This is a genomic window from Virgibacillus subterraneus, from assembly GCF_900110695.1.
Classification (GTDB): Bacteria; Bacillota; Bacilli; order Bacillales; family Amphibacillaceae; genus Lentibacillus; species Lentibacillus subterraneus.
Genome location: NZ_FOEH01000002.1, coordinates 80825 through 97660, shown reverse-complemented (window position 1 = coordinate 97660; position 16836 = coordinate 80825). Strand labels below are relative to the sequence as shown.

The following is a 16836-nucleotide window of genomic DNA, read 5'->3' as shown; positions in this document are numbered from 1 at the left end:
AAGCGTTTACTATTATACCAAAAAAAAGAAGTTAACGCCATACTATTATAGTTTAACATGGTATTTATAAAAGCGTATTTCACTTTCCTTAATTGCTTAATAACTTGGCTTCTCGCCAAGCTATAATGGCGAAAAGTCTAGTTGCGCTTATGAGTAAGAAAGGATTTATAGCTTACTTAACTGCTAAAAAAACTTCTTTTTACCTTAATATATGCGTAAAAAGAAGCTTTCATCAGAGATTACTCTAATACATTAAGAACATTTTTAACTGATTCTGCTGATTTATTCAATGCAGATTTTTCCTCTTCTGTTAGGTCTAACTCGATGATATCTTCAATTCCTCTACCACCTAATATCGTTGGAACGCCAAGATAAATATCTTTATAGCCATATTCACCTTCTAAATATGCTATTGATGGGAGTACACGACGTTGATCTTTGAGGATTGCTTCAGCCATTACAGTTAAAGAAGCAGCTGGTGCATAATATGCACTGCCATTACCCAGTAGGCCAACAATCTCCCCGCCGCCTTTACGAGTACGTGCAACTATTTCATCAAGACGCTCTTTTGGAATTAATTTTTCTAATGGAATTCCGCCTGCATAGGAATAGCGGATTAATGGAACCATGTCATCTCCGTGGCCACCAAGAACAAACCCTGTTATATCTTTTACAGAAAGGTTTAGCTCCTCGGCAACAAATGTACGAAAACGACCTGTATCAAGTACACCTGATTGACCAATAACACGTTCTTTAGGGAAACCAGATTCTTTAAATGCCGTATATGTCATCGCATCTACAGGGTTTGACAGTACAACAATAATAGAATCTGGAGCATATTTTGCAATATCGCCGGCAACTGATTTCATAATTTTAGCATTTGTATTTACTAAATCATCACGGCTCATACCAGGTTTACGGGCGATACCTGCTGTAATGATTACAAGGTCCGAGTCTTTTGTTTCTTCATAATTTGCAGTTCCGGTAACCTTTGCATCAAAGCCCTGTACAGGACTAGCTTCAAGCATATCCAATGCTTTACCCTTTGTTGGATCTTCCATATCCGGAATATCAACCAATACTACGTCCCCTAGTTCCTTTTGCGCCATCATCAAAGCAGTAGTAGCTCCAGTAAAACCAGAGCCGATAACAGAAATCTTTTTACGTTTGATAGCCATTGTTATTCCCCTTCCAATAAGAAATTTACAATATAGTTACACTTATACAGTATGACAGCAGTTTTACCTTTACAACTGCCAAAATCTATAAACTGCGAACAATACAATAGCCGTACCCGGTCAATAAATATCTGACCGGGTACTTCAACTATTGTTATTAATCCATATTTTTGATTAGTTCATCACCGAATTCAGATGTTTTAACTTCTTTTGCACCATCCATCATTCTGGCGAAATCATATGTTACAACTTTAGAACCAATTGTTTTATCCATTGCTTTTGTAATAAGATCTGCAGCTTCTCTCCATTCAAGATGTTCAAGCATTAATACAGCTGAAAGAATTACTGAAGATGGATTAACCTTATCCATTCCTGCATATTTAGGTGCAGTACCATGTGTTGCTTCAAAAATTGCATGACCAGTATCATAGTTGATGTTCGCTCCTGGAGCAATTCCAATTCCGCCAACTTGTGCTGCTAAAGCATCAGAAATGTAGTCACCATTAAGATTCATTGTAGCAACAACATCAAATTCTTTAGGACGAGTTAGGATTTGTTGAAGAAAAATGTCAGCAATTGCATCTTTTACAAGCAATCTTCCTGCAGCTACGGCTTCATCCTGTGCCTTGTTTGCTGCATCTTTACCATCTTTTTCAACTATACGGTCATATTCTGCCCAAGTAAATACTTTATCACCATACTCTTGTTCAGCAACTTCATATCCCCAAGCCTTAAATGCACCTTCCGTATATTTCATGATGTTACCTTTATGTACTAGAGTAACACTTTTACGTCCCTCATTTAGCGCATACTCGATGCTTGAACGAACTAAACGTTTTGTTCCCTCTTCAGATACTGGTTTCACACCAATTCCTGAAGTTTCTGGAAAGCGGATATTGTTAACATCCATCTCATTTTTCAAAAAGTTAATTACTTTTTTCGCTTCTGCAGACCCTTTTTGCCACTCAATCCCTGCATAAATATCCTCTGTATTTTCACGGAAAATGACCATGTCAACATCTTCAGGACGTTTAACTGGTGATGGAACACCGTCAAAATAGCGCACGGGACGTAAACAAGTGAATAAATCCAATTCCTGACGCAAAGCAACGTTTAACGAACGAATACCGCCACCGATTGGTGTTGTTAGTGGGCCTTTGATTGCAATTTTATATTTATCAATCATGTCAAGTGTGTCTTGTGGAAGCCACTCACCAGTTTTATCATAAGCTTTTTGACCAGCGTAAACTTCAGTCCACTCAATTTCTTTTTCACCGTTATACGCCTTCTTAACGGATGCTTCGATTACTTTTCGTGCTGCAGCCCAGATATCTGGTCCAGTACCGTCACCCTCGATAAATGGAACTATCGGACGGTTCGGAACACTCATCCTTCCGTTCTCAACTGTAATTTTTTCTCCTTGTGTCATAAAAAAATACCTCCTAGTCATCTTCATACATGATTATTTTATCATAAATACACTATGTCTTGGTAACAGCCGATTAGAGTAGCGACCTGTATGATTCAGACCTGACTTAGGGCGTTCACGTACAGGCCCTTATCTCTATCAAGTTCTAGCGATCTTCAATCGGTTTGTAATCTTGTGTTTTTGGACCAATATATTCAGCTCTTGGGCGAATTAAACGGTTGTTATCATACTGTTCAAGAATATGAGCTAACCATCCGGAAACACGGCTTGTAGCAAAAATTGGTGTGAATAAATCATGGTCAATCCCTAGGCTATGATAAACAGAAGCTGAATAAAAATCAACATTTGCCGGGAGACCTTTTTCTTCTTTAATAAAGTCTTCAATTTTCACAGACATGTTATACCATTTTGATTGTCCACTTGTTTTGGTTAATTCTTTTGACATACGTTTCAAGTGTTTCGCTCTTGGGTCACCATTCTTATATACTCGATGTCCCATTCCCATAATTTTCTCTTTGTTTGCTATTTTTTCTTTAATATGCGGAATTGCATTTCCCTCGTCGCCAATATCAGTTAACATTTTCATAACTCGCTCATTGGCACCACCATGTAATGGTCCTTTTAATGCGCCAATTGCAGCTGTTACACCAGAATAAATATCTGATAATGTTGCTACACATACTCTTGCTGTAAATGTAGAAGCATTTAGTTCATGATCAGCATGAAGTACTAAAGCTTTATTAATTGCTTCAACTTCAACATCTTTTGCTTCTTCACCATTTAACATGTACAAGAAGTTAGCCGCAAAGCCTAATTCTTTTTTGGGTTTAACTGGTTCTTTTCCTTGGCGGATACGAGCAAACGCAGTAACGATGGTAGCGATTTTAGCTTGCAGACGCAGTGCTTTTCGCTTATTTGCTGCTTCCTCCATCACATCTGACTCTTCATCATATAATCCAAGTATTGATACTGCAGAACGCAGTGCAGCCATTGGATGAACTGTTGACAAATCATAGGAACGCAAATGATCGATAACAGCTTCAGGTAACTCCATATTGGATGCTAAGTCAGCTTTAAAAGTATCAAGCTCTGATTTTGTAGGTAGTTTTAGATTCCATAATAAATAAACTACCTCTTCAAAACTTGAATTCTCTGCTAAATCGTCAATTCTATAACCAACATATGTTAGTTGATCATCGATAATAGAACTAACCGACGACTGAGTTGCGACAACTCCTTCAAGCCCTTTAGTGGTTGTCATAACAAACCCTCTCCTTTTTCTATTAATTATTCACTGATTTAGAATAAATTAACTATTAATTACATTTGACAATATTCTTACAATATAACATTGTCATCCCCATGAACAATTATAAAGTATTATGAACTCAATGTGAATTGAAACCGATTAAATTCGCCAATAATTTTATATAAGCAAACTATACATCAGCTCCTTATTCTGTTTTACTACCTTAATTAACTGTTCTATGTCTATTTTTCCATTCTTTATCATATGTAACATAGTAAACGTATGAAATGATGTATATGGAGGGTTTGAATTGTACAAGCATAAACTTTATCAGTTATTAAGGTTCTCCATAGTGATTTTTACCTTTGTAGCTATATATTTTATCCTCCAATTAACAGTTCCATCTTTTTATCCATTCCTTCTTGCGATCGTACTATCATTATTTATGAATCCGTTCGTTACATTTTTGGAAGAAAGAATAAGGATACCACGTGTAATTGCTACTCTTATAGTAATGGCTGTTGCCTTTTTAATTTTGATTGGACTCCTAATTTTTATTATTACGGAATTAATTCAAGGAACAACATACTTAGCAGAGAATATTCCAACTCACTTTCGCACATTTATATTTATTATGGAGGATTTAATAAATGAATACCTCTTACCTTTATATCATAAACTTACTTCATTTTTTCATACATTAAATCCCACCCAGCAGGAAACCATTAGTACTAATTTGAAACAGATTATTAATCAACTTGCTTCATTAGGAACAAATTTCCTGCAGAATATATTATTACAGATTCCAGTCACATTAACTTTATTGCCTGGATCCCTTACTTTATTTATATTTACTATAATTGCAACTTTTATCATCACAAACGATTGGAATAATCTTGTTCAATCATTTAAAAAAATGATACCCGAAACTGTACTTGAAACTAGCATGAACATTTGGAATCATTTGCAAAAAGCCATGTTTGGTTTTTTTAAAGCACAATTATTACTCATCTCGATATCAGCCTTCATCATTTTTGTTGGGCTGATTATTCTGAAGGTTGAATATGCATTAACAATTACATTGATAGCTGCACTTGCTGATATTCTCCCACTCGTTGGTACTGGAATCATATTTATTCCATGGATTCTCTATTTATTTTTAACAGCAAACTACTCACTCACTATTTCAATAACAATTTTATATATGATTGTGGTAGTTCAACGGCAACTTTTCGAACCAAAAATATTATCCAGTAATATAGATTTAAATCCACTTGCAGCACTTGTAGCTTTGTTTGCAGGCATACAAATATGGGGTGTTTCAGGGTTATTTATCGGACCCATTCTATTAATTATTGGCAATGCTTTTTACCAAGCGGGCGTTTTTAATCAGATAGGACAGTTTATAAAAGGTCCATAAATTATTCTACCATTTTCGGTAGATGATTTTTCCTTTGTTTATCCGATCCTTGAAGAATCGTTGAAGCATTAACTTAAAAGGTCCTCTTGTAAACGGAAGAACCAGCGTAAATCCAACAGCATCTGTTATAAAGCCGGGTGAGAATAAAAAAACAGCTCCGACAAAAATACAAATACCATCTACTATTTCATGAGCCGGTACCTGACCATAGCTCATTGACTGCTGTGCGCGATTCCAAGTATCAATTCCTTGATTCTTAGCAATTGTCACTCCTACAACACCGGTAAGTAAAATTAAGCCAACAACCCACCAAGGACCAATAATGCCGCCAATCCAAATAAACACTCCAATTTCCATCGCAGGTAAGATTAGAAGTGCCAGTAACAACCAACGCATAGATTTCACCCTTTCTTACATCCTATGTGTAGAAAAAGAAGGGGTAACCCCTTCTTTTTCTACACTCTATTTCATGTAATTATAATATATAAGACCTGTGAAATAATTATCAACCATTTAAACCCCATTCAGCTTCAACGTACATAACGTACTAGTTCCGATTGCGCCACAAGACGTGGCGTTTTCACGATTCACAGCAACTGATGGACTTCCTTCTTAATTTTTACGATAATTCAACGTCGAATCGATTTCTCTCCTCACATATCCTTTGTCTCATACGGATTTAAAGGAGATCGACTAAAACTGCCACTTTGCGTGGCAATGTCGAGGATCGGGCGCAGTCCATATATTGCTTCACCTCTTCAGCTTTTGAGACTACAGTACACTTGCATGTCCTTTGTATATATCGCCTTTTGCGCCGTCGATCGTAATATCTTCACCATCTTCAATTAGATTGAATACATCTTTAACACCGACAATTACCGGAATTCCAAGACTTAACCCGACAACAGCAGCATGAGAAGTCAAACCGCCTTCCTGCGTCACAATTCCACTTGCTTTTTCAATTGCTTCCATCATGTCACGGTCAGTTCCATAAGTTACAAGTATGTCATTTTCACCCAGTCTTTCTATGGCATCCTTAGAATTTTTGGCGACTATTGCTTTACCATATGCGTTACCACGGCCTATTCCTTGTCCTTTAGCCATAACATCACCTATCACATGCACTTTCATTAAGTTAGTTGTGCCACTTTCACCAACTGGAACACCTGCTGTAATAAGAACTCTGCTACCACGCTCAAAGAGGTTAGTACTTAATCCTCTATCAACTGCAATGTCCAGCATTTCATCAGTGGAGCGTGCTTTTTGTCCCATGATTGAATGAACACCCCACACCAAGGCAAGTTGACGGTTAACTGATTCTGAAAAAGTTACTGCAACTATAGGTGACTTTGGACGATACTTTGATATCATTCGAGCAGTGTGGCCGCTTTCAGTTGGGGTTATAATTGCACCAACAGACAAATTCATAGCTGTGTGTGTGACCGACTGACTAATCGCATCTGTTATTGTCATATCAACGGATTTTGAACGATTAGTTAGTATCATTTTATGATCCAGGCCTGACTCAGCCTTTAAAGCGATGTTACTCATTGTTTGAACAGATTCTACTGGGTAATTTCCTGCAGCAGTTTCCCCAGACAACATGATTGCGTCAGTTCCATCAAAAATTGCATTGGCCACATCAGATGCCTCTGCACGAGTAGGTCTAGGATTACGCTCCATCGAATCAAGCATTTGTGTAGCAGTTATTACCGGTTTACCTGCTGTGTTACATTTCCTTATTAAATCCTTTTGTACTAAAGGAACATCCTCAGGCGGTATTTCCACACCCAAGTCTCCACGAGCAACCATTAATCCATCACTTACTTCAAGGATTGATTCTATATTATCTACACCCTCTTGATTTTCTATTTTAGGAATTATTTGAATCTGTGTAGCATTATGCTTTTCCAATAACTCTCTTATTTCTAGAATATCTGACGGACGACGAACAAATGATGCCGCAATAAAATCTACACCCTGCTCAATTCCAAATTCAATATCCTTTGCATCTTTTTCTGTTATACCAGGGAGGTTCACCTTTACATTTGGAACATTGACACCTTTTTTATTTTTTATCGTACCTGAATTCAATGGTTTAGTTTTAATTTCCTTATTTGAGTAGTCAATTCCGAGTACTTCCAACTCAATTAATCCATCATCCAAAAGTATTTTTGACCCAACATGCACATCATCAATTAGACCTTGGTACGTAACTGAAAAACGCTCTGAATTACCCACTATTTCATCCATTGATACATAAACAGGTTTATCCTCAATTAACTCTGCTTCTCCATTTTCAAAAGAACCTGTTCTGATCTCCGGTCCTTTTGTATCTAAAAGAACAGCAGTTGTTTTCCCTAGCTTTTCCGATGTCTCTTTAACACTTCTAATACGATGCCCATGTTCTTCGTAGTCACCATGGGAAAAATTCAGACGCGCAACGTTCATTCCTGATTCTATCAATTGTTCAAGTATTTCTGTCGACTCAGAAGCTGGTCCAATCGTACAAACAATTTTTGTTTTTCGCATTCTGTTTCCTCCTTCACTGTCGTTATATCGATAATTCTTTCGATAATTGGTACATATCATTATTAATTGTATGTTTTTCTGATAATACTCCTACAATATCATGATCGACAATCTGATTGTTTTGAATCCCGACCATTCTCCCACCTTTACCAGATAGTAGTAAGTCCACTGCCATTGCACCAAGTCGGCTAGCCAAAACTCGGTCAGAGGCTGTTGGGGATCCGCCACGCTGAATATGGCCTAAAACAGTTACTCTTGTTTCCAGATTTGTTTCCTCTTGGATACGTTCTCCATATGCAAAGCCGCTGCCAACACCTTCAGCTAATATGATGATACTGTGTTTTTTCCCTCGTTCATGCCCACGATTAAGCCGTAAGATTACATCTTGAAAGTCATCTGATTTTTCAGGAATAAGAATACTTTCGGCACCATCTGCAAGTCCAGCCCATAATGCCAGATCCCCTGCATCCCTGCCCATGACCTCAATAACATATGTACGTTCATGTGAAGTTGCAGTATCACGTATTTTATCAATTGCTTCAATAATTGTATTCAATGCCGTGTCAAATCCAATCGTAAAATCCGTTCCAGGAATATCATTATCGATTGTACCTGGAACACCTATACAAGGGTATCCTTTCTCACTGAGCTTTTGAGCACCTCGAAAACTGCCGTCACCACCAATTACAATCAACCCTTCGATATCATGCTTCCTCAGCTGTTCAATACCTTTTTGCTGGCCTTCATCAGTTTTAAACTCCTCACAACGTGCAGAACGCAATACAGTTCCTCCACGTTGAATTATATCTCCCACAGATCCAACATCCATTTTATCAATATTACCGTCTATTAGACCTTGAAAGCCGTTTTTAACTCCGTATATTTCCATATCATGAAAAATAGATTTTCTTACAACAGCACGAATTGCAGCATTCATTCCAGGTGCGTCACCACCGCTCGTTAATACACCAATTTTCTTCATTCTTTCACCTCATATATTATTTGTTTATTTTTAGAAAACCTGGTATTCGCCAAGCAATAATGGCGAGTGCCTTAGTTGCGCTTTATGCAGTAAGAATGTATTTAAACTTTCTTATCTGCCAAAGATAATTGGAAATAGAAAAATATCAATTATTTAAGCCATATTAAAACAAAAGCGCAAGCACCTGCTCAGCGCTGCGGGTAGTTCGACGTTGCCGCGCAAAGCGGCGGTCTTAGTCGATCTTCCTTTCCCCGAGATTAGATGAACTTGATTGATCGCCAATGATGGCGAAAGTCAAGATGAATCTTATGCTTGGAAAGCGAAAAGGATACATGAAGAGCGTAAGCTGCCCCACAGGACGTGGGGTAGTTCGACGTTGCCACAGGATGTGGTGGTTTTAGTCGAACACCCTTTATTTCTTATCGTAGACACGGGGAGGGAAGTCCACTAGGCGCTAGGCACTGGCCAGTGAGAACGCCACGTCCTGTGTCGTCAACCGCAATAGTACATCCTGTACGTCGAAGCTGGACGTGGCTGATTCGGGAGTCCAGTTATCCACAGCACTTAAATTTTATAGTTTCCTAAACAATGACTAAAAGGTTGACAATTGTCAACCTCATTAATCGTCTATATCTCTTTATATTCACCAATTTGTTTATATTTTTCCCATCTCTTCTCAAGTAATTCATCCGACTGCAGTACTCTTAATTCTTTAAGGGATTTCTCTAATACATGATTGATATTTTCAGCCTGGAGCTTCACATCACGATGTGCACCACCCTTTGGCTCGTCAATTATTTGATCAATAACACCAAGTTTCTTCAAATCATAGGAAGTAATTTTCATCGTTTCTGCTGCTTTCTTCGCAAGACCGGAATCCTTCCACAATAAAGCCGCTGCTCCTTCTGGTGAAATAACCGAATATGTTGAGTTCTCAAGCATATGGATATGATCTCCAACACCTAATCCCAACGCTCCACCACTTCCACCTTCACCAATGACAATGCAGACAATCGGAACAGTAAGTCCAGCCATTTCCATTAAATTGTGAGCAATCGCTTCACTCTGTCCACGTTCTTCCGCTGCTTTACCAGGATATGCTCCTTTTGTATCGATAAAACTAATAATCGGACGGTTAAACTTTTCCGCCTGACGCATATGTCTTAACGCTTTTCGATATCCTTCAGGGTGGGGCATGCCAAAATTTCGATGAATATTTTCTTTTGTACCCTTTCCACGCTGGTGACCAATTACTGTCACAGGATTACCTTGATAAAGTGCTATTCCAGAGACAATGGCAGCATCATCACCATATAAGCGATCGCCATGGAATTCTATGAAGTCTGTAAATATTTCTTCAATATAATCCAACGTTGTTGGCCGTTCCTGATGCCTTGCCATTTGTACACGATCCCATGGCTGCAGATTACCATAAATATCATCTTCCAATATCTCCAGCCGTTTCTCAAGTGTAGTTATTTCTTCCGTTAAATCCATTTCACTATCTTCTGTAAACCCTTTTAACTCAGCAATCTTCTCTTTGAGATTAACGATTGGCTTTTCAAAATCAAGCACTTGTTTCATGAGGTTTCTCCACCCTTTCCATGCATTATAAGTAATGTGGTTAGGAGGGATTTCACTTCATGACGATGAACAACTTTATCAAGCTGGCCATGCTTTAATAAAAATTCTGCCGTTTGAAAATCATCTGGAAGTTTTTCACGAATCGTTTGTTCAATAATTCGTCGACCGGCAAATCCTATTAAAGCTCCCGGTTCTGCGAAATTATAGTCACCCAATGAAGCAAAACTCGCGGAGACACCACCAGTAGTTGGATGTGTCATTACCGAAATCATTAAACCTCCTGCTTCGGAAAATCGCTTAATTGCTATAGAAGTTTTTGTCATTTGCATAAGGCTTAGAACACCTTCCTGCATCCTAGCACCACCAGAAGCAGTAAATATAATTAAAGGCAATGACTCATCTTTAGCATTCTCAATTGCACGAGCGATTTTTTCACCCATTACTGACCCCATACTACCCATTCGAAAACTAGCGTCCATGACGCTGAAAGCTGTAGGTTGTCCGTTAATTGAGCCTTTACCAGTTACCACACCTTCATTAAGCCCTGTTTTAATACGGTCTTTTTCTATTTTTTCCTCATACCCTGGAAATTCTAACGGGTTAGTGGTTGTCAATTGTTTGTCCCATTCTTCAAAAGTACCCTCATCAAATAGACTTCCGATACGTTCCCAGGCTGTTAATGATTGATGATAATCACAATTAGGACAGACATTTACGTTTTTTTGCATTTCTTTTCGATAATATATTTTATGACATCCACTGCATTTCTTCATTAGTCCTTCTGGTACCTCGAGTTTACCCTGTTCACTCGGGATAGAAGCGTATTTTTTTTTCTTCTTGCCAAAAAAATCCTTAAGCAAGGTAATTCCTCCTTTTCTAACAAACCCAGACAACAAGCAGGAAGTAAAACCTTCATGTCGTTTTCATATACTATAACGAATAACATCTAAAAAAGGTGTCATAAATCGTCGATAAAATAATTATTTTCTCATTGACAATTTATCAAATAACTCCTCTATCATCTCATAATTCCTTGTTTTATAGAGTTGAATAAGCTCCAGGTAAAATGCTTCTTCATAAGATAGTTTAGCAATAGTATAAGAAAACTCATCCATTAATTGCCACACCTTTGCAAGCAACAAATTATCTGCTTTCTCAAATAAATAGTTAAAAAATGAAACATGCTTCTCAATAGGCTCTAATTCGCTATCATGAATAAAAGTGTGTAATTGATGTATATCATTGTTATTAATACGATGATATGCAATCTTGGCTACTTCTTTTTCCATTACCTTTTTTGCAACCAGCAGATCCTTTTTCGTGTTGTTCTCCTTTAAGATAAATGATGATAGCAATTCAACTGTTTGATATGGGCGATATGTGCTTAAATAAGTGCCTTCACCACGCCTCGTTTCAATTAATCCTAAAAGCTCCATTGCTCTTAATGCTTCTCGAACGGAAGACCTACCTGCCTGTAATTTATCCGTTAGTTCACGTTCAGATGGAAGTTTATTCCCAGGCTCTAAATCGTTACTGTCAATATACTTACGAATTTCCTGTAAAACGCCTTGATATACTTTTTGTTTAGGTGACATGGACACAGCCATGAACCACTCCCTTAAGCATGTGAATTATTTCGTATTAATGTGTGTCAGCTTTCTTGTCTTTTCGGCCACGCTTTCTGGATCAACATGAATTCTGGCAACACCAGACTCCATTGCAGCACGTGCCACACTGGACGCTACAAGAGGTGCCACCCTCGAATCAAATGGAGCTGGAATGACATAATCAGCATTTAACTCTTCTTCAGTTATTAAAGATGCAATCGCTTCTGCAGCTGCAACTTTCATTTTTTCATTAATGCGGGTTGCTCTGACATCTAATGCCCCACGAAATATTCCTGGGAATGCAAGCACATTATTTACCTGATTTGGAAAGTCTGAACGTCCTGTCCCAATTACTTTCGCACCTGCTTCTTTTGCTTCATTGGGCATGATTTCAGGATCAGGATTCGCCATTGCAAAAATAATCGGATCATCGTTCATCTTTTTAATCATGTCCTGCGATAACAACCCACCAACAGAAACACCAATGAAGACATCTGCACCCTCTAACATTTCTTCTAATGAACCTTCTTTATTATCTTTATTAGTCATTTTAGCAACTTGATCTTTTACATCATTCATTCCATAGGATCTACCTTCAAAGATTGCACCTTTGGAATCACACATAATCATATCACGAACGCCGAAGTTGTATAATAATTTTATAATAGCAATACCTGCGGCTCCAGCACCATTCGCTACAACTTTAATTTCAGAGAATGATTTACCGATTAATTTAAGTGCATTAATTAAACCGGCAACAGTCACTATCGCTGTACCATGCTGGTCATCATGAAATATTGGTATATTCATTTCTTTTTTTAATCTTTCTTCAATAATAAAACAATTTGGTGCAGCAATATCCTCTAAGTTAACTCCTCCGAAAGTTGGTTCCATTAGTTTAACAGTTTGAACAATTTCTTCTACGCTATTTGATGCCAAACAAATTGGAAAAGAATCTACACCAGCAAAGCTTTTGAAAAGTACTGACTTCCCTTCCATTACCGGCATTGCTGCTTCTGGGCCTATGTTACCTAAACCCAGTACAGCAGAACCATCACTTACAACAGCCACCATATTGCCTTTCATGGTATAATCGTATACTGTTTCTTTACGATCATAAATTTCTTTACATGGCTCTGCAACACCTGGTGAATATGCTAAACTTAAATCTCTTGCATTACGAACTGGTACCTTTGATTCCGTGGATATTTTTCCTTTATTCACTTTGTGCATATGCAGTGCTTCGTCTCTTAAGTTAGACACGTGGATCACTCCTTTATGTAGTAGAAATTGTTGTATGTTTATTCATATGGTGGTCTGACCACTTAACTATTTAATTATAACAGATGGGAAAATTGTGTAAAGAAGAAAGAAACGTAACAGCATCCATCAGAAAGCGGTTAACTGTCATACCCTTGCAGTTCATCCAATACTATATTATCATCACCAAAATGGTTGCGTAACAATACTAAACATTGATTATTAGGATTAATCAAGTAATCATTTGATAATTGATACGTTGATTTATTCATTTGATGATAGACTATAATTGATGTTCCCCCTTTGTATTCATTTGCTATTTTTTTAATGGTTGTCAATGCATTCTCACTATTTTGCTCAGTTAGTTTAATAAATAATCTTTGTTTTTCATTTAGTTCCCATGCTTCCTCGTCAAACGCTTCAATCCTGGATATAATACATTGTATCTTATCATTTCTTTTTTCAATTTTTCCAGTAAATGTAATGATTGCTTCTTCAGAAAGCCAACGGTGAACATCTCGGTATAAATCCGGAAAAATAACCGCCTCCATATCACCTGTTTCATCACCAATTGTGACAAAAGCCATCGATTCTCCACGTTTGGTGCGGATAGTTTTAATAGACTGGACAATACCAACACTTTTCAGATTTTTCTTCCCAACCAATTTTTGCGCCCTGGTCACAGATACATGGTCATATGCTGTCAGAATACTGCGGTATTTTTTCAAAGGGTGACTGGAAACATAAATACCAAGCAATTCTTTTTCGTCACTCAGTTTTTTCATTAAACTAAAATCCTCTATATCGACATAATCAGCTTCCAAGTCAAGCTTTTCCTGGAATAGGTTTGATTGGTCAGTAAATTCCTTAAATAACTCTCCTTGCTCCATAGCCTGATCTATCGACGCCAAGAGACTTGCACGATTCCAATGAAATTCATCAAAAGATCCTGCCATGATAAGCGTTTCTAGTGTTTTTCTATTGATTAACTTTAAAGAAACACGTAAACAAAAATCAAATAGACTTTTGAACGGCCCTTCTTTTCTAACCCTAATAATTTCTTTAATAACCTGATTTCCAATACCTTTGATAGAATGTAGTCCCATTCTTACACTGTCTTGCTCGACAACATATTTGCCAAAGCTTTTATTAATTGCAGGTCGTGCTAAAGTTATCTCCATCTCTTTTAGTTCCTTCATATATAGATGTAACTTATCCTGTTGACTGGCAACAGAACTTAACAACTCTGCAAAGAAACTCTCAGGGTAATGCGCTTTTAAATAAGCAAGCTGATAAGAAATCCTGCTATATGCAACAGCATGGCTCCGGTTAAAACCATAATTTGAAAATTTTACAATCCACTTAAATATTTCATCAGCGACATTTTCTGTATAACCATTCTTTAAACATCCCTGAATAAAAGCCTCTCTTTGCTGTTCCATAATTGTTTGTTGTTTTTTACTTACAGCTCTACGTAAAATGTCAGCCTCACCTAATGAGAACCCAGCAATCTGATGGGCGATTTGCATAATCTGCTCCTGATAAATTAATACGCCATACGTTTTTTCTAAAATAGGAGCAAGGTCGGGGTGTGGATAATCAACCTTTTCCTGTCCATGTTTTCGATTAATGTAAACAGGTATATTTTCCATTGGACCAGGTCGATATAAAGCATTTACAGCTACAATATCTTCAAATGATGTTGGACTAAGTCTTGTTAGAACCTGCTTCATCCCCTGTGATTCAAGCTGAAAGACACCATTCGTTTTCCCTCTTTGCAACAATGCATATGTACTAGGGTCTTCATCCGGTATTTCGGTTAACTGGATAGTTTGCTTGGATGTATATTTAATTGTTTTAATGATCCGTTCCAGTAGTGTTAAATTACGCAACCCTAAAAAGTCCATTTTTAATAGACCAATTGCTTCCAAGTCATTCATGGGAAATTGAGTTAAACTTGTATCATTTGCCCCTAATGTTAACGGCACATCTTCAACTAATGCTTCGTCGCTTATTACGACACCAGCAGCATGTGTCGAAATATGTCTTGGCAGGCCCTCCAACTTTGTTGCTATGGCAAAAAGTGCCTTCAGTTTAGTTGATTGCTTTATGTATTGCTGCAAATCAGGTGAATCCTTTACATACTCTACTATGGTGTTTTTGGCCTGAACAGGAATTTCTTTTAACACAAAGTAGGCATCCTGCTGGTCAATTCCTATAGTCTTAATCAGTTCGCGTAACAATGAACGGGCTGCAAACGTACCAAATGTTATAATCTGAGCAACGTGTTCCTCACCATATTTATTTCGCACGTAATCAATCACTTCGTCACGTCGATGATCAGAGAAGTCGATATCAATATCAGGCATTGTTACACGTTCAGGATTTAGAAACCGTTCAAATAATAGATCATATTTAATTGGATCAACTTCTGTAATTCCAAGTACGTAAGCAACTACAGACCCAGCTGCTGATCCACGCCCAGGTCCTACTAAAATGTCATTCATTTTTGCATATGCAATAAAATCCCATACAATTAAGAAGTAATCACTGAACTGCATTGATTGAATAGTATTTAATTCATATCTTAAACGTTCAGCAATTTTGTCTGTAACAAATTCATATTTTTGTTCGGCATTAATCCAACACATTTTCTCAAGATATGTATGAGTATCCAGCTGATCTGGAACCGGATAAGATGGTAACATTCTTCTTTCGAAATCAAACGTAACATTACACTTATCTTTAATTAAATCAGTTGTAGTAAGTACTTCTGGCCAAAACGATTTAAAAAGTTGTTCCATTTCAGTGGCTGATCGTAAATGGCGTTGTTTAATAGTGGGGTCGGTTATTTGAAGTGACCATCCTCTATCCATTTTTATTGCTTGTAAACAATCATATGCAATATCATCTTTTTCATCCAAATACCTAACATCATTCCAGGCCACGACAGGAATATGGTAAATTTCATGGAAAGCTTTAAGTGAATTGTTAAGCTTTCTTTCTTTTTCCAATCCATGGTCTTGGATACCAATATAAAAGTCATCCGAGTGAAACATATTCCAAGTTTCCTCTAAATACGACATAACCTTATCATGTGTTTGTGTTAATAAAAGAGATTCCATCTTGTTATTTACAGTTGGTAAGATGCAAATCAAATTACTGCTGTATAATTCAAGATCAGACTTTTCGATGCTTGCCTTCTTGGATAACTGTATATGTGTGCTAATTTTTGTAAGGTGCTTATAACCTTGGTTGTTTTTAGCCAAAAGGACGCACGTTTCTGTTTCATCTTCGGCAGCAGCTACTTCCACCGTCATTCCAATAATAGGTTTAATTCCATTAGCTATACAAGTCTTATAAAAAGGGATAGTGCCATATAAAACATGCTCGTCTGTAAGTGCTAGTGCATCAAATTGCAGTTCTCGTGCTTTATCAACCAGTTTACTAATTGTTATGGTACTATTCATAAGGCTGTAACCACTTCGTACCTGTAAATGCGTAAATGACATACTATCCCACCTCTCTACCATTATTATAGCTAAACTATTCAGAATCTGCATCAAATTTCAATTGTATCCCATCGTGCATAATA

At 37.4% G+C, this 16836-nt stretch carries 12 protein-coding genes; 1 reads left to right on the top strand and 11 read right to left on the bottom strand.

Going from position 1 to position 16836, the window contains the following annotated elements:
- Nucleotides 1-239 precede the first annotated feature (239 nt).
- The 3 genes from mdh to citZ form a co-directional block, all read right to left on the bottom strand.
- Nucleotides 240-1178: a malate dehydrogenase gene (mdh, locus tag BMY13_RS06900; RefSeq protein ID WP_092503564.1), complete on the bottom strand. Its 939-nt coding sequence runs from the start codon at nt 1176-1178 to the stop codon at nt 240-242.
- A 157-nt stretch (nt 1179-1335) separates the two neighbouring features.
- Nucleotides 1336-2607, bottom strand: a complete 1272-nt coding sequence (icd, locus tag BMY13_RS06895) for an NADP-dependent isocitrate dehydrogenase (RefSeq protein WP_092503562.1) — start codon at nt 2605-2607, stop codon at nt 1336-1338.
- Nucleotides 2608-2752: 145 nt separating this feature from the next.
- Complete coding sequence (gene citZ / locus BMY13_RS06890) at nt 2753-3868, bottom strand: citrate synthase (protein WP_092503560.1); 1116 nt, start codon at nt 3866-3868, stop codon at nt 2753-2755.
- A gap of 298 nt (nt 3869-4166) precedes the next feature.
- Here citZ and ytvI point away from each other — a divergent pair, with 298 nt between their 5' ends.
- Nucleotides 4167-5276 (top strand): sporulation integral membrane protein YtvI, encoded by a 1110-nt coding sequence (gene ytvI / locus BMY13_RS06885; protein WP_092503558.1) that lies wholly within the window; start codon nt 4167-4169, stop codon nt 5274-5276.
- 6 nt (nt 5277-5282) lie between these two features.
- Here ytvI and BMY13_RS06880 read toward each other — a convergent pair whose 3' ends face one another.
- The 8 genes from BMY13_RS06880 to dnaE all read right to left on the bottom strand — a co-directional run bounded on the left by BMY13_RS06880 (nt 5283) and on the right by dnaE (nt 16753).
- On the bottom strand, nt 5283-5672 hold the full coding sequence (locus BMY13_RS06880) for an FxsA family protein (protein WP_092492342.1): 390 nt from the start codon (nt 5670-5672) through the stop codon (nt 5283-5285).
- A 375-nt stretch (nt 5673-6047) separates the two neighbouring features.
- A complete protein-coding gene (pyk, locus tag BMY13_RS06875) occupies nt 6048-7808 on the bottom strand; it encodes a pyruvate kinase (protein ID WP_092503556.1) in 1761 nt (586 codons plus the stop codon).
- A gap of 22 nt (nt 7809-7830) precedes the next feature.
- A complete protein-coding gene (gene pfkA / locus BMY13_RS06870; protein ID WP_092492340.1) occupies nt 7831-8790 on the bottom strand; it encodes a 6-phosphofructokinase in 960 nt (319 codons plus the stop codon).
- A 627-nt stretch (nt 8791-9417) separates the two neighbouring features.
- A complete protein-coding gene (gene accA / locus BMY13_RS06865; protein ID WP_092492339.1) occupies nt 9418-10374 on the bottom strand; it encodes an acetyl-CoA carboxylase carboxyl transferase subunit alpha in 957 nt (318 codons plus the stop codon).
- Entirely contained in the window at nt 10371-11234 is an 864-nt protein-coding gene (gene accD / locus BMY13_RS06860; protein ID WP_092492338.1) for an acetyl-CoA carboxylase, carboxyltransferase subunit beta, read from the bottom strand. The genes accA and accD overlap by 4 nt, the downstream gene beginning before the upstream one ends.
- Before the next feature lie 120 nt (nt 11235-11354).
- A complete protein-coding gene (locus BMY13_RS06855; protein WP_245736057.1) occupies nt 11355-11981 on the bottom strand; it encodes a FadR/GntR family transcriptional regulator in 627 nt (208 codons plus the stop codon).
- Between the two features lie 24 nt (nt 11982-12005).
- Nucleotides 12006-13244: an NADP-dependent malic enzyme gene (ystJ, locus tag BMY13_RS06850; RefSeq protein ID WP_281243666.1), complete on the bottom strand. Its 1239-nt coding sequence runs from the start codon at nt 13242-13244 to the stop codon at nt 12006-12008.
- A gap of 137 nt (nt 13245-13381) precedes the next feature.
- A complete protein-coding gene (dnaE, locus tag BMY13_RS06845) occupies nt 13382-16753 on the bottom strand; it encodes a DNA polymerase III subunit alpha (protein WP_092503554.1) in 3372 nt (1123 codons plus the stop codon).
- Nucleotides 16754-16836 lie beyond the last annotated feature (83 nt).